The sequence below is a fragment of the Microtetraspora glauca genome (assembly GCF_040656155.1).
Taxonomy (GTDB): Bacteria; Actinomycetota; Actinomycetes; order Streptosporangiales; family Streptosporangiaceae; genus Microtetraspora; species Microtetraspora glauca.
On record NZ_JBFALK010000021.1, the window covers coordinates 89,429 to 110,324 of the forward strand.

Here is a 20,896-nt window from a genome sequence, read left to right on the forward strand (position 1 = left end):
CGCGCCCGGCTCGCCCGGCGGCTCGACGACATCACCGCCGGTCGGGTGACTGTGTGAGGCGGTTCGTCTTGATGAAGCGCAGGAATTGAGCCAGCCCCTTCCCTCCCTGCGCCTTCGGAATCGCCCGGCGGGCGCGCTTGCCGCCCGGGGAGATGTACACGAGCGTCCCGCCGCGCGCGGGCACATCGAACGTGACATAGACGATCTCAGGATCGCCCGGAGCAAAGTCACGGGTGACGGTCGGCTGGTTCACCAGACCGTTCCACGGCGGGATCTCACCGTTCGACGCGAAGAAGGACTCCTCGCCGCCCCGCCACTGGAAGCCAGCCTGCATCATCCGCGGCGGCGTGTGGTCTGGCCCTTCCACCGCCTCCACGCGCACGGCGACGGCGACGAACATGCCGTTGCGGGCAGGCGCCGACCCGCCTTTGTTGTAGACGACGCGCCGCGTGAGTGGTCATGGCATCCCGTGTCCCCAGAGAGGAGCCTTCCAGCCGTTCATGAACCCGTGTGCCCGTCCCGCTCCCGCTTCGCGAGCCCCTGGGCGAGCAGGATGCTCCCGTAGAGAATCAGCCCGACGCCGGCCGCCTCCAGAGCGATCCATCCCCCGGTCCTGATCTCCTCGCCGAAGATCGTGATGCCGTACAGCACGCTCGCCACGGGGTCGCTGATGGTCAGCGCCGGCTGGGCGGCGAGGAGGGTTCCGCTCTGGAGCGCGTTCTGGAGGAGGACGAAGCTGCACAGCCCGGTGGCGACCATCGCGTACGGCTGCCACGAGGTCACGAGCGCCGACGCGTCCCGTTGGAAGAGCGAGGTGGTCTGCTTGATGAAGGTCGCGGTGAAGGCGAAGCCGATGCCGGCGGCGGCCCCGAGCACCGCCGCCCGCGGGGCGGCGGCGAGGAGCCGCGCGGCGACGACCAGCGCGGCGACGACCGCGACCGTCACGATGGCGGCCGGCACCTGGGCGGCGGGCGTGACGACGGCGCCCTTCCCCCGTGGCGCGGCCGTGGCGAGGAAGGTCGCGAGCCCCGCCGTCAGCAGGCCCGTGGCCAGCCATGCCCGCGCGTCGAGGCCGCTCCGCGACGCCAGCGCGATCAGGATCATGGTGAAGGGCAGCTCGGTGACGAGGAGGGGCTGCACCAGAGCGAGTTGCCCGGCGGACAGGGCCACCGCCTGGAGGACGAACCCGGCGATGAGCGCGCCCACCCCGGCGAGCCACGCGGGGCGGTGGATCAGGTCCCAGATCAGGACCGGGCTGAGGGCCCGGTGCCGCGGCTCGTCGCGCGCCGCACGCCGCTGCAGGACGGACGCCGCCGCGTTGCTGGCCGCGGCGAGCAGCGCGCAGACGACCGCGATCATCGGCCCTCCGCGCCCGGCCGCCCGGCGTCGCTCTTGGCCAGGAACGGCGACCGGCCGAGGATGACGATCCCCACGACGAGCGCGACCAGGCCCGCGACCGCGCCGGCCAGCGCCACCACGTCGACCCGCAGGTGCTCACTGAAGATCACGACGCCCAGCACGATGCCGGTGATCGGCTCGGCCGCGGTGGTGGCGGGCAGCGAGATCCGCAGCGGCGCGGCGTCGAACGCGCTCTGGTTCAGCAGGATGCCGAGCACCGCCACCATGGGAAGCGCGTACGGCGGCCAGCTGGTGGCCAGCGCCTGCGTCCCGCGCTCGAGGGTGAGCAGGGAGCCCCGGGTCAGAGCGTCCTGGAGCCCGTACAGCACGCCCGCGGAGGCGGCCAGCAGCATCGCCCGCGTCTTGAGGCCGGTATGGAGCGCGACCACGACCAGACCGGCCGTCACCACCAGCACGGCCATCACCGCGATCCAGGTCATCGAGGAGGGGTGTGGCACTCTGCCTCCATGGGGTCGCGCGGACGCGAGGAAGACCGCCACCCCGCCGCTGACCAGCACCGCTCCCAGCCACTCCCCGCGGCCGAGGCGCTCCTGGTAGACCAGGGCGGAGACCGCGAGCGCGAAGATGAGGTTGGTCGCCAGCAGCGGTTCGACCTGGGCCACGCCGGCCCGCTGCAGCGCCAGCGCCCCGAGGATCTGCCCTCCCGCCATCGCCCCGATGCCGAACAGCCACAGGGGCCTGCGCATGAGGTGCAGCAGCAGACGCACATGAAGGATCTCGCCGAGCGGCTCGGCGTACGCGGCGTGCTGCTGGGCCATGAAGCCGACCCCGATGAGGGCCGCCGCCATCAGGCCGAGCAGCACCGTGAGGATCATGTCGCGTGGACGTCGTCAGCGGCGTTTGCTCCGCGCGGGGGCGGCGGCGAAACACGCCGCGGTTCGACTGGGCTCGCCGCGCGCGCCGGACGCGCGGGCGGTCGCCCGGCCCACGCCGGTGCTCGCTCCGGTGACCACCACCACCCGGGACCTTCTCGGTTTCATGTGCGCCACCCCCTGGTCTCGGCCGCTACCCGGGAAGGGTGGCCCCACACGGAGCGGCGGCGGCGATCCCGAAGATCACCCCGCCAGGGTCTCCAGATCGTCGCTGTATGGGAACTCCCGTTAATGACGATCCACAATGGGCAGTCACTCTCCGTAGCGCGTCCGGTGTTGCCGCCGCCGAACGGGGGCAGTGCTCGGATAGATCACTTTTGCCCGCAGCGCAGCGGGAAGCCCTTATTGCCCTTATCAATCAGCCGGGGGAACCACATGGCGAATGTCGCGCTTGCGGCGCCGGATCCGATCGAAGCGTGGATTCAGCAAGTCCTACGCCTCACGGGCGCCTGCGCGACCGTGCCCGAGCGAGCGCATGCACCTCGAAACGCTGTGCCGCCGCGCTGCGATCCTGGGGTCGGGGGCGATGCCCCGCAGTTCCGTGCGTAGCCACCATGGCCATACGCCGAGGGAACCACCCCGGCACCGCTCGGGCACGGGTGAGCACCCGTACGGTCCAGGTCCCACCGGCCTCTTACTCCGTGGCCATGGTCCTTCCGCCGGGGTCGGGGATCAGGTGGGTAGCGGACGGGTTGTGTGCTCGAGGACTTCGAGCACGTGCCGGTAGGGTTGTCCGGTCGCCCGGCTCATGCCGAGTTCGCAGGTGCGGTTGAGCGACACATGGGCCGCGGCCGGACGCCCCCGCACGTCCCGCGCCTCCGCCGCCGTGGCCGAGGCGGTCAGCTCGGGGTGCAACAGGCCCCGGTCGCCGGCGAAAGCGCAGCACCCCCAGTCATCCGGCCGTACGACCTCCTCCGCGGCGGCGGCGGCCACCCGCAGCAGCGCGGGGTCGATGCCGAGCCGCGCGGAGGAGCAGGTGGGGTGCACGACGAGCGACGGGATCCGCCGGGCCGCGGGCAGCAGCGGCAGGACGGCGGCGTCCACGAACGCGACCGCGTCCACGACCTCCATGCCCTCGGCGGCCAGCAGGTGGGTCAGGCCCTCGGTGCAGGAGGACGCGTCGACCACGACGGGCAGCGCCCCGTTCTCCGTCGCGTGGCGCAGCACGGGAACGACCCGGTCGCGCATGGCCGCGTGGCCCTCGGTGAGCCCCTTGGACTTCCACGGCGTGCCGCAGCACAGGGAGGCGATGCCCTCCGGCACCCGTACGGCGAGGCCCGCGCGGTCGCACAGCGTCAGGAAGGCGTCGCGCACGCCCCCGTCGACCTCCGGGCCGAACATCGTGGAGACACAGGCCGGGAAGTAGACCGCCGCGGGCGCCTGGGACGGTCGTGCGCGGCGCCGGGTGCCCCCGCGGGGCAGTTCGGGCGACCACTCGGGCACCGTGTCCGCGCCCAGTAGGCCCCGCCCGGCGGCGGTGGCGGCCCGGGGCAGCGCTGGGGGCACCGCGCGAGCGGCGGTCAGGGCGACCGAGGCCGCGCGGGTCGCGCCGTCCCAGTGCCGGGCCGCGCTCCGCCAGGTCCGCTGGGCGGCACGGCCGTGCTGTTCCGCACGCAGCCGCCGCGTCAGGTCGCCGGTGTCGATGAGGACCGGGCAGGCGGTCTGGCACATGCCGTCCACGGCGCAGGTGTCCACGGCGTCGTAGCGGTACTCCTCCTCCAGGCGGCGCAGGAGCTCGGCGTCGCCGCTCTCACGGGCGCGGGTGATCTCCCGGCGCAGCACGATCCGACGCCGGGGCGTGGTGGTGAGGTCCTTGCTGGGGCAGACCGGCTCGCAGTAGCCGCACTCCACGCAGCGGTCCACCTCGGGCTCGACCGTGGGCGTGGACTTCAGGTGGCTGATGTGCACGGACTCGTCCTCGTTGAGGAGGATGCCGGGGTTGAGCAGGCCGCTGGGGTCGATGATGCGCTTGACCTCGCACATCACGTCGTACAGCTCGTCGCCGTACTGGCGGCGGACGTACGGGGCCATGATGCGGCCGGTGCCGTGCTCGGCCTTGAGCGTGCCGTCCTGGCCGAGAACGAGGTCGACCATGTCCTCGGTGAAGGCCAGGTAGCGGGACAGGTTCTCCGGGCGGTCGAAGTCCTCGTTGAGCAGGAAGTGGATGTTGCCGTCCTTGGCGTGGCCGAAGATGACGCTCCCGGTGTAGCCGTGCCGGTCGAACAGGCCGGTCAGCTCGGTGCAGGTCTCCAGCAGGTGGCCCACGGGGACCGCGACGTCCTCCAGGAGCGCGGTCGTTCCGGACGGGCGGGCACCGGCGACGGCCGTGTACAGGCCCTTGCGGATGTGCCACAGGGCCGTCCGCGTCGCGGCGTCGCCGCTCAGCGCGCCCGGGGTGACGAGCGGCAGGCCGCGCAGCACCGGCCCGGCCCCGGCGACCCGCTCCCCGAGCGCCTCGGCCGTCGGCTCCTGGTGCTCGACCAGCAGCGCCGCGTGGTCGCGTACGGCCAGGCCGCGCAGTTCCGCGGTCGCCTCCGGGTCGCGCTGGGCGACGCGAAGGCTGGTGGCGTCGAGCAGTTCGACGGTGGCGAAGCCCGCCTCGACCAGGGCCGGCAGTGAACCCGTGGCCGCGGCGAGGTCGGGGAACAGCAGCAGTCCGGTGGCGGCGTGGTGGTGCGCCGGGACGGTGCGGAAGGTCGCCTCGGCGACGAAGGCGAGCGTGCCCTCGCTGCCGATGACCAGGTGGGCGAGGATGTCGACCGGGCGGGTGTGGTCGACGAAGGAGTTCACGCCGTAGCCCATCGTGTTCTTGATGGCGTACAGCCGCTCGATGGTCGCCACGGACGCCGAGTCGCCGCGCACGCGGTCGCGCAGCCGGGCCAGCCCGGCGTGGATGTCTGGTTCGAGGGTGCGCAGCCGGTCGTCGGCGTCCGGCACGCCGGTGTCGATCACCGTGCCACTGGGCAGCACGAGCAGCGCGGACTCGAGCGTCCGGTACGTGTTGAGTTCGGTGCCGCAGGCCATGCCGCTGGAGTTGTTGGCGACGACGCCGCCGATCGTGCAGGCGGACTCGCTGGCCGGGTCGGGCCCGAGCTTGCGTCCGTACCGGGCGAGCCGGGTGTTGACGGCGCGCACGGTCGCGCCGGGTTGCACCCGGACCCGCGCGCCGTCGTCGAGGACCTCGATCCCACGGAAGTGGCGCCTGGTGTCGACCAGCACACCGTCGGCGGTGGCCTGGCCGGACAAGCTGGTGCCGCCGGAGCGGAACGTCAGCGGCACGCCCCCCGCGGCGCCGACCCGCAGCAGCGCGGCCACCTGCGCCGGGTCCCGCGGGGTCACCACTGCCCGGGGGACGAGCAGATAGTGCGAGGCGTCATGGGCGAACGACAGCCGGTCGGAGGCGCGGGCCGCGACCGCGCCCGGCGCGGCCTCCTCCAGCGCGGCCAGCAGCCCGGCATCGGGTGACAGCAGGTCGTCGTCGCGGCGCCGGTTCGGGACATGCCGTACGCGCCGGTCAGTGCGACTCACGGCTCACCCCCGAGTCGCTGGAGCGAATGAGGAAGTCCAGGTCGGAGCCACCGCGACGCGTCCATGCCCGGTGGATGTAGGGGTTACGGTCCTGGCCCGCACACCACTGGGCGCTACGGAGCTGCACAGAAGATCGCCTTCCAATAATTGATACGTTAGTCTATCTTTTGGAACGCGATGAAGGATACGCGGCCGCCGAATCACGCGACAGCCCCAGAAGACAGCGGCACGGGGCGGGCCGACGACAACCGTCTCGTCGGGTCGGACCGGGTCCTCGCGGTTCTCAAGGAACTGGCCCGCCACCCGGACGGCATCGGGCTGGAGGAATTGACCCGGGTCATCGACAGCCCCAAGCCGACCGTGCACCGGGCGCTCGGCGCGCTGCGCCGAGCCGGTCTGGCCGACCAGGACGTACGCGGTCGCTACATGCTCGGCGACGAGTTCCTCCGGATGGCCTTCGCCCACCACGAGGCCCGCCCCGAGCACGTACGCATCCGCCCGGTGCTCGAGACGCTGGCCGCCCGGTTCGGCGAGACCGCGCACTACGCGGTGCTCGACGGCCGCGAGGTGGTCTACCGCGCCAAGGTCGACCCGCCCAGCGGCGCCGTCCGGCTGGCCTCCACGATCGGCGGCCGCGCCCCCGCGCACGCCACTGCCGTCGGGAAGCTGCTGCTGGCCCACCGACTGGACACGCGGGAGGCGGTCGAGCAGTGGATCGCCGACGCGCCGCTGGCGCGTCGGACAGCTCGGACCGTGTACATGGTCGATGGCCTGCACCGCGAGCTTGAGGCCACCCGCGAGCGCGGTTACGGCGTCGACGACCAGGAGAACGAGGTCGGGATCAACTGCCTCGCAATACCGGTGTACGTCACCTCGCGGATCATCCCCTCGGGCGCGGTGAGCATCAGCGCCCTGACGTTCCGGACGCCGATGAAAGCGCTGGTCGACGCGGTGGACGATATCCGCCGCGCGCTCGGACACCTCGGCGAGTCCGGGCGATGAGCACTCCCACCGCACTTGGCCGGGCCGCCGCGTCTCGATGAAGGGGTGGAGAGGACGCCCCCATTTCTGCTATCAGCGACGCCGTACCCCTATCGAGGAGCACCATGAGCGTGACCGATGACCTGCGCCGACACCCGGTGACCTCGCCCGACGTCGTCGCCGTGGGAGAGGCGATGCTGCTGTTGCAACCACCCGCGGGCGACGCACTGGGCTCGGCGGATCACCTGGAGGTCCACATCGCGGGGGCCGAACTGAACGTCTGCGCCGCGGTGGCGAGGCTGGGCCTGCGCGCTTCGTTCGCCTCTCGCGTCGGCGACGACCCGTTCGGGCTCCGCGTGGTCGCCGAGGCCCGCGCCCTGGGTGTGGCCACCGATCTGGTCGAGGTCGATCCGGAGCGTCCCACCGGGGTGTACTTCAAGGACGTCCGCCCGGACGGCCGACGGCGCGTCCACTACTACCGGAGCGGCTCCGCCGCCGCGGCCCTCGGGCGCGACGACGCCGCCCGGATCCTGGCGTGCCGCCCCCGCGCCGTCGCCTTCACCGGCATCACCGCCGCGCTGGGGCAGGGACCCCTGGATCTCGTCCGCTCCCTGATCGACGGCGCCCACCGGGCCGGAACGATGGTCGTCCTGGACCCGAACTTCCGGCCCAACCTCGCCCCGACCGAACGCATCGCCGCCGCCCTGCGCCCGATGCTCGACCGCGTCGGCCTCCTCGCCCTCGGACAGGACGAATCCGCCGACCTGCTCGGCGCCACACACCCCGAGGACGTCTTCGCCGCGGCACACGCAGCCGGCGTCAACGAGGTCCTGCTCAAGGGTGGCCCCGACGGGGTCTGGTACGCCGGCCCCGACGGCGCCCCCCGCCACATGCCGAGCGCCGCAGCCACTGTCCTCGACCCCGTGGGCGCGGGTGACGCCATGCTCGGCGGCTACCTGGCAGCCCGCCTCAGCGGCGCACCCCCCGAGGCGGCCGCCCGGATCGGCACCCACCTGGCCGCCGCCATCGTCGCGACGTACGGTGACAACGCGGGCCTCCCTCCGGCGGCCGAAGCCCGCGCCCTCCTGGCCACCGCTCTCCGAGCGGAGAGCCCGGCGGCTTCCGGAACGCCGGGACTCCCTTAACGCCTTGCTGGTAGTTGACGTTCGTCTCGCGGTGCGATGCGGGCGTCCCCCGGGCAACTCGTACCTGTCCGGCAGCGGGTGGAGCCCTTCGCGTCCGGTTCGAGTCGCCACGTCCCCGGACCAGCGGAGCTTTCACAGCCGTCCGCCTCGCGGCCGGCGCAGCTCGCCGGGCTGCCGGTAGACGTTGAATGGCAAATCGGGGACACTTGTTCTCCCCTATGCGGAGGGTCGATAGATGGTTGGGACATATCTTTATCTGCTGGTGGCCTGGGCCGTTCCGGCAGTGGTTTTGTTCTTTCTCATCTACTGGGCGGTTCGGCTGGCGATCAGGCATGAGGCGCGACGGAATTCAAGTCTGCATGTGCGTGTGACGGCGGAGCGCGCGGCTCAGCGTCGTGAATGGGCGGAGCGCGAGGCTCGACGGAATGCGGAAGCGCACGACGAACTGTAGTCGGGTGGTCTCGCCGGGCAGAGGGGGCCGCGAGGCGGTGCGGAGCGCCGCCCTTGATCCCGATGAGCCAATTACGCGGCACATATGCTGCGGACGATCGGATCCGTCGCAAGAGTGGGGGACTGTGGCAAATGAGGGAGCATCCCATGCTCGTCGCCTCGGGGCGGGTGCTCGCCTTGGTGTGATTCTGGCGGTGGCGTCTTCGGTGAACTACCTTGCATGGCTGGGGTGGGACCGGGAAAAGGATGTCGATAAGTTCCGCACTCCGGGTGATTAAGACGCGCCGGGCGGTTATTCAGCGCACGTGGAACTCAGCCGGCAGCGAGCAGGGTGGCGCGGATGCCGTTCACACCAGTGCCCGGCTAACGCGTAGCCGGGCACTGGGTGCGGGGTAGACACCGGGACGGGGCCCATCGCCCAGCCCGTCCAGTCGGTCGGCGACGAATCGGCCCCGCCACCTGGTCACCGTCCCCGTGCCATGCCCAACCGAGCCGCGACCGCGAGCCTCACAAGTAGCTCACTAGCCCAGGTCGTCCCACTCCTGGAGGAGGTGGGCCGTGGCCGCCGCAGGGGCCGTGAACGACCAGCGGCCCGGCGGCAGGTTCAGGGCGCAGCCCCCGTCGGCCAGCCTGGTGGTCGGCAGTTGCTCGCTGAGACCCATGAGGAAGGTGCCGTTGACGGTCATCCCGTCCCACGCGCCGCGCACGGGCAGCACCGCGCGGGCGGTCACGCCCTCCGGGACGGCGAACGTGAACTGGACTCCGTCGGGTCCGGCCCGCCAGCCCGACTCGACGGTCCCCGACGCGCTCTCGTAGCGGGCGTGCGCCTGACGCAGCAGCGGGACGGGGCCGGGACGCAGCAGCAGCTCGCCGAAGCCGCCACCCGTCCCGCGCGGGTCGTCGCCCAGGCCCGCCACGTGCCGGAACAGCCAGTCGCCCACGCAGCCGTAGGCGTAGTGGTTGAAGGAGTTCATGGTCGGCGTCTGCAGGCCGTGCCGGTGGTGCCAGGCGTCCCAGCGCTCCCACATGGTGGTTGCCCCGGCGCGGAGCTGGTAGCGCCAGGACGGATAGCCCTCTTGGTTGAAGATCCGGCACGCCAGGTCGTGGTGGCCGGTCTCCGACAGCACGGGCAGCAGCAGGGGGGTGCCGACGAAGCCCGTCATGAGCCGGTGTCCGTCGGCGCGGACCAGCTCGGCCAGCGCCTGCGCCGACGCGGCCCGGTCCTCGGGCGGGACCAGGTCCCAGGCGAGGGCGACGGCGTAGCCGGTCTGCGTCTCGGTGTGCAGCCTCGGCCCGCTGAGGAAGGCCCGCTGGAAGGCGCCCGACACGCGGGTGAACGCCTCGCCGTACTCCGGCGCGTGCGGCTCGCCGAGCACGTCGGCCACGTGTGCGACCAGGCGGAGGCTGCGGGCGAGGGCGGCGGTGGCGATGAGGCTCTTGGGCGTCTCGACCGTGCCGGGGGCCAGCCAGTCGCCCAGGGCCCTGCCCGGTCTGATGCCGTCCTCGGCCTGGGCCAGGCAGTAGTCGGCCCACCGCCGCATCGGGTCGTACGCGCGGCGCAGCGTGCGGTCGTCGCCGTAGCGCCGCCACAGCAGCCACGGCACTTCGACCAGCGCGTCGGACCACACGGGGGAGTCGTATCCGTACTCGGGCAGGACCGGCGCGACATGCGGGACCGCGCCGTCGGCCCGCTGCCCGTCGATCAGCGTCGTCACCCAGCCGGACAGGAACGCCTGCGTGTGCCGCAGGAAGCTGAGCGTCGAGCCGAACACCGAGATGTCGGCCGTCCAGCCGGTCCGCTCGTCGCGCTGCGGGCAGTCGGTCGGCACGCTCACCAGGTTGCCGTCCGCCGACGCGCCGATGTTGGCGACGAGTTGCCGTACGGCGGGATCGCTCACGGTCAGCGAGCCGGTGACGGCGAGCGCGGAGGACAGCAGCACCGCCTCCAGGTCGTCCGGCGTCAGCGTGCCCGGCCAGCCGGTGACCTCCGCGTACCGGAACCCGTGCAAGGTGAACGCGGGCTCCACGACGTGCGAGCCGGGGCCGAGGACGAACTCGTCACGCTGGTCCGCGGTGCGCAGGTTGTCGGTGTAGAGCCGCCCGGTCGCGGTCAGCTCCTCCCCGTGCCGCACCACGATCCGTACGGGGCCCGGCGCGTCGACGCGCAGCCGTACGCGCCCGACGACGTTCCGCCCGAAGTCGGCGACCTGGACGCCCGGCGCGGGTTCGGTCACGGACACGGCGGGCACCGTGCCGATCACCCGCACCGGCGGAGCGGGGTCGGCCTCCACCAGGATCTCCGAGGCGGCCGTCGTCTCGGCGGGTCCGACCTGCCGGGAGGGGGCCTGGACGGTCTCGCCCATCACCAGGTCGGCGCGCGGGCGGCCGAGATCCCGCCGGGTCCAGGCCGCGTCCGTGGCGAACACGCGGCGGACCCCGTCGTCGTCCCGCACGAGCACCTGGGCGCTGGCGGCGGGCCGGTCGCCGTAGCGGCGCGGGCCTCCGCCGGCGACGTGACCCGCGTACCAGCCGGGAGCGAGCCACAGCTCCAGCTCGTTCTCGCCGGGTACGAGCAGCTCCGTGAGCTCCAGCAGCCGATAGCGCGTCCGGTGGCCGTAGTCGGTCCAGCCGGGGGCCAGTTCCTCCTCGCCCAGCCGTACCCCGTTGAGCAGCGCCCGGTAGACGCCCAGCGCGGTGGCGGCCAGCCAGGCGCGCCCGGGAGCGGGACGCCACGTGAACGACCCGCGCAGGCTCACCGCCGCCCGAGGGTCGCCCGCCAGCCAGGGGGCCTCCCACCCACCGCGCGCCCGCAGGCCCGTGGTGAACGCGCCGGTCGCGTGTCCTTCCACACTCCACGTGTACGGCGTCAGCGGCGCCAGCCACTCATCCGGCACGTCCGCGTAGTGCGATCCGGCAGGCACGGGCGACCGCCCCACCTCGCGCCCGTCCGAGGACACCACCACGGTGGCCTCCCTGAGCAGCCGGGCGTTCCACGACAGCCGGGGCGACGGCTCGTCCACGCCCACCGGATCCGCCAGACCGCACGTCAGGCCCGCCCGTGAACCGGGCGGGGCCGAACGGATGAACGGCGCCTGCGCGCCTGAGACCTGCACTCCGAGCACCCCCGAATCCCGGTTCACGCATCGAGCCCGGTGGTGAAGGCGTTGTGCAGACCGTCGACGTCGACGCCGGACAGGCTCGGCGCCATCACGTTGATCAGCAGCACGAAGCACGCGTCCTGCTCCGGGTACATCCACCACTGGCACCCCGAGGCGCCGCCGTGCCCGTACAGCCGCCGGTCGAGCAGCCCGGGAGCCGAGTGGCGCAGGTTCCAGGTGAGGCCCCAGTCCTGCCCGGCGTTGACCGGGTCGGGCTGCAGCTTGACCAGACCCGTCGTCTGCGGGGTGGTCATGGCGGCCAGGGTGGTCGGGTGGATCAGCTCGCGGTCGCCGCGCAGCAGCGCCCCGCCCAGCGCCAGGAGGTCCTCGGCGCGGGAGAACAGCGCCCCTGCCGGGTGGCGGAGCCGTATGAACTTGTCGAAGTCGAAGCCAGGCCCGAGCAGTTCGATGCCGTGGACCTCGGCCGCGTCGCACGCCGGGTCGAACGTGATCCGCCCGCCGCCGGGCACCAGCGTGTTCAGGTCGGAGTCGATCACGTCGGCCACGTCGCGGCCCGTGACGTCGCGGACCATCTCCGCGATACCGGCGAAGGCCAGGTTGGAGTACTGGCTGAGCGTGCCCGCCTCGAACATCGACGGCGCGGTGACGAGGTGCTCCAGCAGGTCGTCGGGCGTGAGCGTCTGCTCGGCGATGCCGCTGGTGTGGGTGAGCAGGTGCCAGAGCGTCACGTCCGGCCGCGCGAAGTTCGGCAGTACGTCCCGCAGCGGGCGGCGCAGCGACAGCAACCCGCGCTCGACCTGGCGCAGGGCGGCCAGCCCCATCAGCGGCTTGGTCACCGAGAACAGCGCGAAGTGGTCCTCTGTCCTGGTCGCGCGGCCGTCGTGCTCGCCGAATGCCTCCAGCACCTGGATCCCGTCGGAGGTGGCGGCGCCGAACACCGCGCACGGCAGCCGCCCCTCCTTGATCTCGCGCCTGACCCAGTCGAGCGCGATGCCGTGAGTGGTCATCCCTTTAATGCACCTTCCGTAAGACCGGCCAGGACGCGCTTCTGCGCGACGACGTACACCGCCACGAGGGGCAGCGTGGTGAGCAGGACGTGGGCGAAGACGAGGTTCCAGTTCAGGCTCTGCAAGGTGCCGGAGGCGAACTGGAACAGGCTCAGCGGCAGCGTGGCGTTCGCGCTGCCCTGGAGCAGGAAGAGGGCGAAGAAGAAGTCGTTCCAGACGTTGATGATCAGGACCACGCTGCCGACGAACAGCACCGGCCGCAGCAGGGGCAGCAGGATGCGGACGAAGACCTGCGGGCGGGAGGCGCCGTCGATGGCGGCGGCGTCCTCCAGGTCGCGGGGGAACGCCCGGACGAATCCGGTCGCCAGGAAGATCACGATGCCCAGGCGGCAGCCGGTCATCGTGAGCACGTAGCCGAGCGAGCCGCCGTCCAGCGACAGGGCGCGCAGCAGGTAGACGGTCGGGATGATCGACGGCGGTAGCAGGATCGACAGCCCCATCACGAAGTAGGCCGCCTGCAACCACCGCGACCGGCTGCGCCCGAACGCCCACGCCGCCGCCGCGCCGAGGAACACCACGGCCACCACGATCGGCACGGTCACCTTGAGGCTGTTGACCAGCCCCATCAGGTAGCCGCCCCGGTCGAGCACGATGCCGTAGTTCTCGGCGATCGCCCACGTCCTGGGCAGGCCGAGGCCCAGCTCGGCTGCCTCGCCCGCGGGTTTGAACGAGTTGACGACCACGAGCCAGATGGGCACGAGCACCCACGGGATCGCGAAGAGTGTCAGCGCCGTGTACTTGAGGACCGCTCTCATCCCGTCACCTCTCTGCGCCGCAGCCACCACACGAGAGGCACGGCGGTGGCGATCACCAACAGCGTCACGGTGAAGCCCAGCGCGCTGGCGGAGCCGAAGAAGCCCTGCCCCCACTGCTGGCGCATCACCACGTTCAGGGCCCGCGTGTGGTCGCCGGGCCCGCCGCCGGTGGTGGCGGCGATCACGTCGTACGCGCTGAGCGCGCCCACCAGCGTGACCGCCACGTTGAAGGTCAGCGCCGGGGCGAGCAGCGGGAACACCACCCGCCGGAACCGGGTCCACGGCCCGGCCCCGTCGACCTTCGCCGACTCCAGCAGCGACTTCGGGATGGAGTTGAGGCCCGCGATGTAGACGAGGGTGATCAGCCCGCTCCACTTCCACGCGTCGATGAACGCGACCACCACCAGCGCGGTGGACGGTTCGCCCAGCCACGCCCACTCGACGCCGAGGAAGGAGTTGATCGCCCCGTCGGGGGCGAGCAGCCCGCGCCAGATGTATCCGGCGGCCAGTGGCGAGATGAGCGTCGGCAGGAAGAACGCCGAGCGGAAGACGGTGTTGATCCCGCTGGTCCGCTGGAGGGCCAGGGCCAGCGAGAGGCTGACCGTGTTCTGGATCGCCATGCACAGGATCGCGTACAGCACGGTCACGGTGACCGCGTTGGCCAGCAGGTCCTGGTCGATCAGCGTGCGGACGTTCTCCAGCCCGTTCCAGGTGATCTCGGCTCGGAAGCTCGTCCAGGAGGAGAACGCGAACCGGACGTTGAGCAGGAACGGGGCGACGAAGAAGACCGTGACCAGCACGATCGCGGGCAGTGCCCACGGCAGCCAGGCCGCCCTGTTCCGCATCACCATCCGGGCAGCCCTGCCGCCTTGGCCGCCTGCTCGACCTGGCCCTGTAGCTGGGTCGCCGCCTTCTGCGGATCCTTCTGCCCGGCGATCAGCTCGGACATGAGCTGGGCCAGCCCGCCCATGCCGGGGATGTCGGAGTTGAAGGCGATGACCGCGCCGGTGTCGTACGCCTTCTTGACGTCCTGCAGCACGGACGAGACGCCCTGCGGGTTGGGCACGTCCTTGAACACGGGGAAGGTCTTGGACGCGGTGACGTACTCGGCGTAGGCCGGGCCGGTCATGAAGCGCACGAAGTCGAGCGACGCCTTCTCCCGCGCCGCGTCACCGGTCTTGGGCAGGTAGAACGTGCCGATCGGGCCGGGCGCGTAGGTCGCGAGCGGCTTGTCGCTCGACAGGCCGACGAAGCCGACGGACTCGTCGACGGTCTTCTGGTCGCCGCCCGCGGCCGCGAGGAGGGCCGGGAGCATGTCGGAGTGCTGGGCGACCATGGCGGCCTTGCCGGTCACGAGGGCCTTCATGGAGTCCTCGAACTTGGCGGTGACGATGTCCTTGTTGAAGCAGCCGTCGGCCTTCAGCTTGGCGTAGGCGGTCAGGCCGGCGACGAAGGGCGAGCCCGCGTCGGCCAGCGTGCTGCTGTGGCCCGCGATGGCCTTGCCGTACGCGTTGGACTGGTTGGCGCCTGCCAGGTAGAGGATGGGCAGGATCTGCACCGGCCAGATCGACCCGCCCGACTCGAAGACCGGCGTGACCCCGGCGGCCTTGAGCGTGGGGCAGGCGGCGGCGAGCTCGGCGAAGTTCGTGGGCGGGGTCAGCCCGGCCGCGGTGAAGACCTTCTTGTTGTAGTAGAGGCCGAAGACCTGGGGGAAGCCGGTGATGGCGGCGTAGACCTTGCCGTTGACGGACCCGGCGGACTGGTAGAGGTCGCCGGACCTGGCGATGTACGCCTCGCCGGTCAGGTCGCGCAGGTTCTCGGCCGGGTTGAGGGCGAGCAGGCCGCTCGTCGTCGCGTGGTACTCCAGGATGTCCGGGCGGTCGCCGGTGGCCCACTTGGTCTGGGTGGTGTCCTCGAAGCCGTCGGACGGGATCGACACGAGCTCGATCTTGTGGCCGGACTGCTTCTCGAACTTCTTGTACATCTCCAGCAGCGGCGCCGGGTCCGCGCTGTTGTGCCACAGGGTCAGCTTCACCTGACCGGTCCCCTCCGGGGCGGACGACCCGCAGCCGGAGAGAGACAGGGCGAGGGCGGCCCCGATCGCCGCGCCGAGCAGACGAGATGGTGCTCTCACGCCCGTGCTCCTGTTCATGTTGGGGAGTATTATGTAGAACGTTCTCCATTGTTAGGGCACGAGAGAATCGCCCGTCAAGAGGTAGACCTGAGTAGCGGTGACGGGTTAGCCTCACGTTTCAGAAAAGTGTGTAGTTCGTTCTACGAAAGCTCTATGAAGGACGGCGTGTGACGAGCGGACGGGTGACGATCGCCGATGTGGCCAGGCGAGCCGGGGTTTCCACGGCCGCCGTGTCCAAGGTGGTCCGCGGGGCCTACGGCGTGAGCGCGGAGATGCAGGCCAAGGTGACGCAGGCCATCGACGAGCTGGGCTACCGCCCGCACGCCGCGGCCCGCGCCCTGCGCGGACGCACCTACACCCTCGGCGTCATGCTCTCGGACACCCGCAACCCGTTCTTCCCCGACATCATCGAGGGCGTCACCGGCCGGCTGGCCGACACCGAGTACCAGGTGCTGCTCGGACCCGGCGGGATCGAGCCCAAGACGCAGGCCAGGATGACCGACGCCATGATCGACCGGAGCATGGACGGGCTCATCCTGATCTCGCCGGTCATGGCGGACGCCGAACTCGCCGCCATCGCGACGGCCACCCCGGTCGTCGTGGTGGGCAGGCACGGCGGCGCCGCGGCCTACGACGCGGTCGTCGACGACGACGTGATGGGGGCGGGGCTCGTGGTCGACCACCTGGTCGGGCTCGGGCACACCCGGATCGCGCACATCACCCACCTGGAGCGGGCCCGCGCCCAGGGACTGCCGCACACGGTGCGCGCCGAAGGCTACCGCCAGGCGATGCGCGCCCACGGGCTCGCCGACGACGTGCTGGCCACCTCCTTCACCGAGGAGGGCGGCTTCGAGGGCGCGCGGGAACTGCTCGCGCGCGACGACCGGCCCACCGCGATCTTCGCCGGGGCCGACATCGCGGCGCTCGGCGTGCTGCGCGCAGCCGACGAGGCGGGCCTGTCGGTGCCGGAGGACCTCTCCGTCGCCGGATACGACAACATCGGCATCGCCTCGCTCAACCGCATCTCGCTCACCAGCGTCGACCAGGACGGGCACGTGATCGGGGCGACCGCCGCGCGCCTGCTCGTCGAACGCATCGAGGGACGCACGCGTTCGGTGACGTCGTCGGTGTCGCCCACGCTGATCGTCCGCGGAACCACAGGACCGCCTCGCCCCTGAGAACCAGCCGCATGTCGGGGGACTGTCGCGGACCACGTATTAAAACGATTCGATGGAAGGACCCCCCACGTGAGACGACTCGCTCTCCTCGCCCTTCTCCTCCCGCTGGTCGCGCCCGCGCAACCGGCCTTCGCCCAGGCGGCCGCTCTGGCCTGCCCGGTCAGGGTCGACCCCGCCGCGTTCGCCTCCGAGGCCCGCCTGAGCACCCTGGCCGAGCAGCAGGAGGCGTTCGGCCCCAGGCCGACCGGCTCCACCGCGCACGCCGACTACGTCGACTGGCTGGAGGACGAGATGGCGGCCATCCCCGGCCTCCAGTTCTCCTCCCTGCCCTACGCCATCGACCGCTGGGACAGCCTCGGTACCGGCCTGACCGTCGGCGGTACGGCCGTGCAGGTCGCGGCCCCCGTGCCGTTCTCCTCCTCCACCGGCGCGGGCGGCGTCTCGGCGCCGCTCGTCCACCTGGCCGCGGGGACGAACATCACCGCGGCCAACGCCGCCGGGAAGATCGTCGTCAGGGACCTGCCGTGGACCAGCCTGCCCAACCTGCTGTTCTATCCGCTCGGTGGCCTCGGCTACTCCATGTACGACCCGGGCCTCACGATCAACCTGCTCGGCTCGGAGTCGATGGAGGCCCCGGCCGCGGCCGACGCCGACCTCAAGGCGGCCGCCGCCGCGGGCGCGGTGGGCGTGATCGAGGTCAGCCAGCTCCCGCACGCGCAGATCCAGGGCATGTACGCGCCCTACGAGGGCCTGCCGTACGGCGTGCCGGGCGCGTACGTCGGCGCCGACCAGGGCAAGCAGATCAAGGACGCGCTGGCCGCCGGGCAGCCGGTCCAGGCCACGCTGACCGTGAACGCCGCCTGGACGCCGACGACGACCCGCACCCTGCTCGCGACGCTTCCCGGCGGGAGCGCCCAGAAGATCGTCGTGGAGAGCCACACCGACGGCATGAGCCCGGTGTGGGACAACGGGCCGCTCACCATGATCGAGATGGCCCGCTACCTGTCGTCGCTACCGGTGGAGTGCCGTCCGCGCACCGTGCAGTTCGCGTTCGTGACCGGCCACCTCTACCAGCACCTGACCGGCCCCAGCGTCCGCGAGGGCGGCGCGGGTCAGCTCGCCGCCCAGCTCGACGCCGAGTACGACCAGGGCGGGGTCTCCTCCGTCGTCGTGCTCGAGCACCTCGGCGCCAAGCGCTACGACGCGGTCGCCCGGCCGAACGGCCTGCCAGGCAAGCAGCTCGTCGCCAACTCCACCCTCACCGAACTGCTGATGGTCCCCGTCAGCGAGAGCACGCCGCTGCGTGAACTGGTCAAGGGCCACATCCAGTACTGGGACGTGAAGCGCACCGCGATCCTCAAGGGCCTGTCGGCGGCCGACCTCGTCACGGTGCCGCACCACTGCGGCTTCGGTGGCGAGGGCACGCCGTACAACCAGCACCTGCTGCCCGTCATCTCGCCCATCGCCGCGCCCAAGACGCTGTTCTCGCCGCAGTTCGGCACCGAGGCGATCGACCTGCCGGCGATGCGCAAGGCGTCGCTCGCCTTCACCGACGTCGTGCTCGACCTCGGCCCGATGGCCCAGTCGGCCGTCGCGGGCGACGTGACCGCCATGCGCCAGCAGCGCGCCTCCGGCACGCCGGGGTGTGCGTGAGCATCGACAGGAGGACGCTCGTGCGTCGGCACACCATCGCCGACGCCGGGTGCCCGCTCACCGTCGGCAACGGGGAGTTCGCCTTCACCGCCGACGCCACCGGGCTGCAGACCTTCGCGCCGCTGGGCACGCAGGCACAGTGGGGCTGGCACACGATGCCCAACCCCAAGGGCCACGTGCTGGAGGACGCGTTCACCGACTACGACGGAGTCGGCTATCCGGACCTGTATCCGGCCACCGAGGCGGGTGGCTGGCTGCACGTGAACCCGCACCGCCTGCATCTCGGCCGGATCGGCCTCGACGTCGACGAGGCCGCCCCGCTCGGCCGGTCGGCGCAGACCCTCGACCTGTGGACCGGCACGCTGTCCAGCTCCTTCGAGCTGGGCGGCCTGCCGTACGAGGTGGAGACGGTCTGTCACCCCGAGCGGGACCTGCTGGCCATCCGCGTCGTGGGCGGCGGGATCAGGATCGCCTTCCCCTACGCCAGCGACGGCTGGCACACCACCGCCGACTGGGACAAACCCGACAGGCACACCACCACGCACGCGCTCACGCGCACGCCGTACGGCTCGCGCTGCGACTTCACCCGCGTCCTGGACGCGGACCGATACCACGTGGCCGCCGAGTGGGCGGGGCCGGCGCGGCTCACGTCGCGCGGCGGTCACGTGTACCTGATCCAGGGCGACGAGCTGGAGCTCGTCGTCGAGTTCGCGCGCCACCCCGTCGGCCCCGCCCTCCCGTCCTTCTCCCAGGTCCGTACGGCTGCCGCCGCCCACTGGGAGAGGTTCTGGACGAGCGGGGGAGCGGTGACCTTCGACGGCAGCACCGACCCGCGAGCGCCCGAGCTCGAACGCCGGGTCGTGCTCTCGCAGTACCTCACCGCGGTCAACTGCGCGGGCTCCACCCCGCCGCAGGAGACCGGGCTGGCCGTCAACTCCTGGAGCGGCAAGTTCCACCTGGAGATGCACTGGTGGCACGCCGCCCACTTCGCCCTGTGGGGCAGGCCCGAGCTGCTGGAGCGGAGCCTGCCGTGGTACCGCTCGATCCTGCCGCGGGCCAGGGCCACGGCCGGCCGGCAGGGTTTCCGCGGCGCCCGCTGGCCCAAGCAGGTGGGGCCGGAGGGCAGGGAGAGCCCGAGCGAGATCGGCGCCTTCATCGTCTGGCAGCAGCCGCACCTGATCTACTTCGCCGAGCTGCTCCGCCGGGTCCGCCCGGGGGCGCTGGAGGACTACCGGGACCTGGTGTTCGAGACGGCCGAGTTCATGGCCTCCTTCGCGGGCGGCGGGCATCTGGGGCCGCCGCTGGTCCCGGCGCAGGAGTCCTACTACGAGTCCAGGCGGTCGGTGCGCGATCCCACGTTCGAGCTGGCCTACTGGTGGTGGGGGCTGGAGACGGCCCAGCGGTGGCGGTGCCTGCTCGGCCTCGATCCCGACCCGGAGTGGGCGCGGGTCCTGCACGGCCTGGCCCGGCCGTTGGTGCGCGACGGCGTCTACGCGGCCATCGGCGTGGAGCCGTACACGATCAGGACCGACCACCCCTCGATGACCGGCGCGCTCGGGTTCGTGCCGCCCACCCCGCTGATCGACCCCGAGACCATGCGGGCCACCCTGCACGACGTGCTCGCCGACTGGGACCTGGAGAGCACCTGGGGCTGGGACTATCCGATGCTCGCCATGTGCGCGGCCAGGCTCGGCGAGCCTGACACCGCCGTGGACGCGCTGCTGATGGACGCCCCGAAGAACACCTACCTGGCCAGCGGCCACAACCACCAGTGGCCCGGCCTGCTGCCCCTCTACCTGCCGGGCAACGGCGGCCTGCTGGCCGCCGTCGCCCATATGGCGGCGGAGGAGTGCTTCCCCGAAGGCTGGCTGGTTCAGGCGGAAGGGGTGGTCGCGTTGCCGTGATCGGGGCCGGCGAGCAGGGCGACCGTGTAGTGGTAGAGGTCGCCGGCCGACGACGTCAGAATGGCGACGCGGCCCTCACGCACCTCCGAGGCGATGAACTCGGTGATCCCGTAGACGATCAGGCGGGGCACCGCGGCACGCAGCGGCGGCAGCGAGGGATCCTCCAGCCTGGCCCGCGCGGCCAGCGCCCCGAGCATGTCGAGGAAGGGGCGGTAGGCGGCGTCACGCTGCTCGACAGCCCGCTCACCCGCCCTCGGCAACTCCACGAAGTACGCCTGAGCGTACTCCGGGCGCTCCTGCCACCACCGCAGGTAGGCGGCCATCCCCAGCCAGAGCGCCTCGCTCCAGCGGTCGCCCGCCCCCGACGCGGCCGTGTAGATCGAGTCGATCATCTCGGGCAGGTCGCGCTCGCATCCGGCGAGGAAGCACGCCTCCTTGTCGGCGAACTGGGCGTAGAAGGCGTTGCGCGACACCCGCGCGGCGGCGATCACGTCCGGCACGCTCGTGGCGGCGTATCCACGCCTCGCGACGAGCCTCAGCATGGCCTCCACGAGGCGGTCTCGCTGGGAGTTGCGCACCGTGTCGGGCGAGAGTCCGTGCCGCCCCCTGGGGAGTGGCTGGGCCGCCGGAACTTCCTTCTGTTCATGTCTTGACATCGCTCACCGATCGTACTTCCCTCTCTTAGGAGACG

Annotated in this window: 16 protein-coding genes; 5 read left to right on the forward strand and 11 right to left on the reverse strand. The window is 71.8% G+C overall.

The window, feature by feature from the left end; all coding sequences use genetic code 11:
• Positions 1 to 31: 31 nt before the first annotated feature.
• The 5 genes from AB0I59_RS32210 to AB0I59_RS32230 all read right to left on the reverse strand — a co-directional run bounded on the left by AB0I59_RS32210 (position 32) and on the right by AB0I59_RS32230 (position 5,819).
• Entirely contained in the window at positions 32 to 400 is a 369-nt protein-coding gene (locus AB0I59_RS32210) for a hypothetical protein (protein ID WP_358138853.1), read from the reverse strand.
• 98 nt (positions 401 to 498) lie between these two features.
• The gene (locus tag AB0I59_RS32215) at positions 499 to 1,359 is read right to left on the reverse strand and encodes a DMT family transporter (protein ID WP_358138855.1); all 861 of its coding nucleotides are present in this window, start codon (positions 1,357 to 1,359) and stop codon (positions 499 to 501) included.
• Positions 1,356 to 2,234: a DMT family transporter gene (locus AB0I59_RS32220; protein ID WP_358138857.1), complete on the reverse strand. Its 879-nt coding sequence runs from the start codon at positions 2,232 to 2,234 to the stop codon at positions 1,356 to 1,358. Before AB0I59_RS32220 ends, AB0I59_RS32215 begins: the two co-directional genes overlap by 4 nt.
• Positions 2,235 to 2,249: 15 nt before the next feature.
• Positions 2,250 to 2,399 (reverse strand): hypothetical protein, encoded by a 150-nt coding sequence (locus tag AB0I59_RS32225; protein ID WP_358138859.1) that lies wholly within the window; start codon positions 2,397 to 2,399, stop codon positions 2,250 to 2,252.
• Between the two features lie 564 nt (positions 2,400 to 2,963).
• Entirely contained in the window at positions 2,964 to 5,819 is a 2,856-nt protein-coding gene (locus AB0I59_RS32230; protein WP_358138861.1) for an FAD-binding and (Fe-S)-binding domain-containing protein, read from the reverse strand.
• 177 nt (positions 5,820 to 5,996) lie between these two features.
• On the opposite strand from AB0I59_RS32230, the gene AB0I59_RS32235 reads away from it, so the two are divergent.
• Positions 5,997 to 6,821: an IclR family transcriptional regulator gene (locus AB0I59_RS32235; protein WP_358138863.1), complete on the forward strand. Its 825-nt coding sequence runs from the start codon at positions 5,997 to 5,999 to the stop codon at positions 6,819 to 6,821.
• Positions 6,822 to 6,925: 104 nt separating this feature from the next.
• Positions 6,926 to 7,945 carry a sugar kinase gene (locus AB0I59_RS32240; RefSeq protein WP_358138865.1) on the forward strand — a complete coding sequence of 340 codons (1,020 nt, stop codon included), beginning with the start codon at positions 6,926 to 6,928 and terminating at the stop codon, positions 7,943 to 7,945.
• A 971-nt stretch (positions 7,946 to 8,916) separates the two neighbouring features.
• Here the strand turns inward: AB0I59_RS32240 and AB0I59_RS32245 are convergent.
• The 5 genes from AB0I59_RS32245 to AB0I59_RS32265 are packed head-to-tail and all read right to left on the reverse strand — an operon-like array spanning position 8,917 to position 15,470.
• Positions 8,917 to 11,517, reverse strand: coding sequence for a family 78 glycoside hydrolase catalytic domain (locus AB0I59_RS32245; protein ID WP_358138867.1), 2,601 nt, complete (start codon positions 11,515 to 11,517; stop codon positions 8,917 to 8,919).
• Positions 11,518 to 11,531: 14 nt separating this feature from the next.
• Positions 11,532 to 12,521, reverse strand: coding sequence for a serine hydrolase domain-containing protein (locus AB0I59_RS32250; protein WP_061259470.1), 990 nt, complete (start codon positions 12,519 to 12,521; stop codon positions 11,532 to 11,534).
• On the reverse strand, positions 12,518 to 13,336 hold the full coding sequence (locus tag AB0I59_RS32255; protein ID WP_061259471.1) for a carbohydrate ABC transporter permease: 819 nt from the start codon (positions 13,334 to 13,336) through the stop codon (positions 12,518 to 12,520). The genes AB0I59_RS32250 and AB0I59_RS32255 overlap by 4 nt, the downstream gene beginning before the upstream one ends.
• Positions 13,333 to 14,187: a carbohydrate ABC transporter permease gene (locus AB0I59_RS32260; protein ID WP_061259472.1), complete on the reverse strand. Its 855-nt coding sequence runs from the start codon at positions 14,185 to 14,187 to the stop codon at positions 13,333 to 13,335. Before AB0I59_RS32260 ends, AB0I59_RS32255 begins: the two co-directional genes overlap by 4 nt.
• Positions 14,181 to 15,470: an ABC transporter substrate-binding protein gene (locus AB0I59_RS32265; RefSeq protein ID WP_061259505.1), complete on the reverse strand. Its 1,290-nt coding sequence runs from the start codon at positions 15,468 to 15,470 to the stop codon at positions 14,181 to 14,183. The genes AB0I59_RS32260 and AB0I59_RS32265 overlap by 7 nt, the downstream gene beginning before the upstream one ends.
• A 167-nt stretch (positions 15,471 to 15,637) precedes the next feature.
• On the opposite strand from AB0I59_RS32265, the gene AB0I59_RS32270 reads away from it, so the two are divergent.
• The 3 genes from AB0I59_RS32270 (at position 15,638) to AB0I59_RS32280 (ending at position 20,205) form a co-directional block, all read left to right on the forward strand.
• Entirely contained in the window at positions 15,638 to 16,648 is a 1,011-nt protein-coding gene (locus AB0I59_RS32270) for a LacI family DNA-binding transcriptional regulator (protein WP_358138870.1), read from the forward strand.
• Between the two features lie 69 nt (positions 16,649 to 16,717).
• Positions 16,718 to 18,301 carry a zinc-binding metallopeptidase family protein gene (locus tag AB0I59_RS32275; RefSeq protein ID WP_358138872.1) on the forward strand — a complete coding sequence of 528 codons (1,584 nt, stop codon included), beginning with the start codon at positions 16,718 to 16,720 and terminating at the stop codon, positions 18,299 to 18,301.
• Between the two features lie 20 nt (positions 18,302 to 18,321).
• Positions 18,322 to 20,205: a hypothetical protein gene (locus AB0I59_RS32280; protein WP_358138874.1), complete on the forward strand. Its 1,884-nt coding sequence runs from the start codon at positions 18,322 to 18,324 to the stop codon at positions 20,203 to 20,205.
• Here AB0I59_RS32280 and AB0I59_RS32285 read toward each other — a convergent pair.
• A complete protein-coding gene (locus tag AB0I59_RS32285; protein WP_358138876.1) occupies positions 20,175 to 20,861 on the reverse strand; it encodes a TetR/AcrR family transcriptional regulator in 687 nt (228 codons plus the stop codon). The genes AB0I59_RS32280 and AB0I59_RS32285 overlap by 31 nt on opposite strands.
• Positions 20,862 to 20,896: the final 35 nt, after the last annotated feature.

Bases quoted from the DNA above. Each gene is read 5' to 3' on its own strand.
- AB0I59_RS32215 (WP_358138855.1), bottom strand. From the start codon at position 1,359: ATGATCGCGGTCGTCTGCGCGCTGCTCGCCGCGGCCAGCAACGCGGCG.
- AB0I59_RS32260 (WP_061259472.1), bottom strand. From the start codon at position 14,187: ATGGTGATGCGGAACAGGGCGGCCTGGCTGCCGTGGGCACTGCCCGCG.
- AB0I59_RS32225 (WP_358138859.1), bottom strand. From the start codon at position 2,399: ATGAAACCGAGAAGGTCCCGGGTGGTGGTGGTCACCGGAGCGAGCACC.
- AB0I59_RS32255 (WP_061259471.1), bottom strand. From the start codon at position 13,336: ATGAGAGCGGTCCTCAAGTACACGGCGCTGACACTCTTCGCGATCCCG.
- AB0I59_RS32250 (WP_061259470.1), bottom strand. From the start codon at position 12,521: ATGACCACTCACGGCATCGCGCTCGACTGGGTCAGGCGCGAGATCAAG.
- AB0I59_RS32285 (WP_358138876.1), bottom strand. From the start codon at position 20,861: ATGTCAAGACATGAACAGAAGGAAGTTCCGGCGGCCCAGCCACTCCCC.
- AB0I59_RS32240 (WP_358138865.1), top strand. From the start codon at position 6,926: ATGAGCGTGACCGATGACCTGCGCCGACACCCGGTGACCTCGCCCGAC.
- AB0I59_RS32235 (WP_358138863.1), top strand. From the start codon at position 5,997: ATGAAGGATACGCGGCCGCCGAATCACGCGACAGCCCCAGAAGACAGC.
- AB0I59_RS32220 (WP_358138857.1), bottom strand. From the start codon at position 2,234: ATGATCCTCACGGTGCTGCTCGGCCTGATGGCGGCGGCCCTCATCGGG.
- AB0I59_RS32210 (WP_358138853.1), bottom strand. From the start codon at position 400: ATGTTCGTCGCCGTCGCCGTGCGCGTGGAGGCGGTGGAAGGGCCAGAC.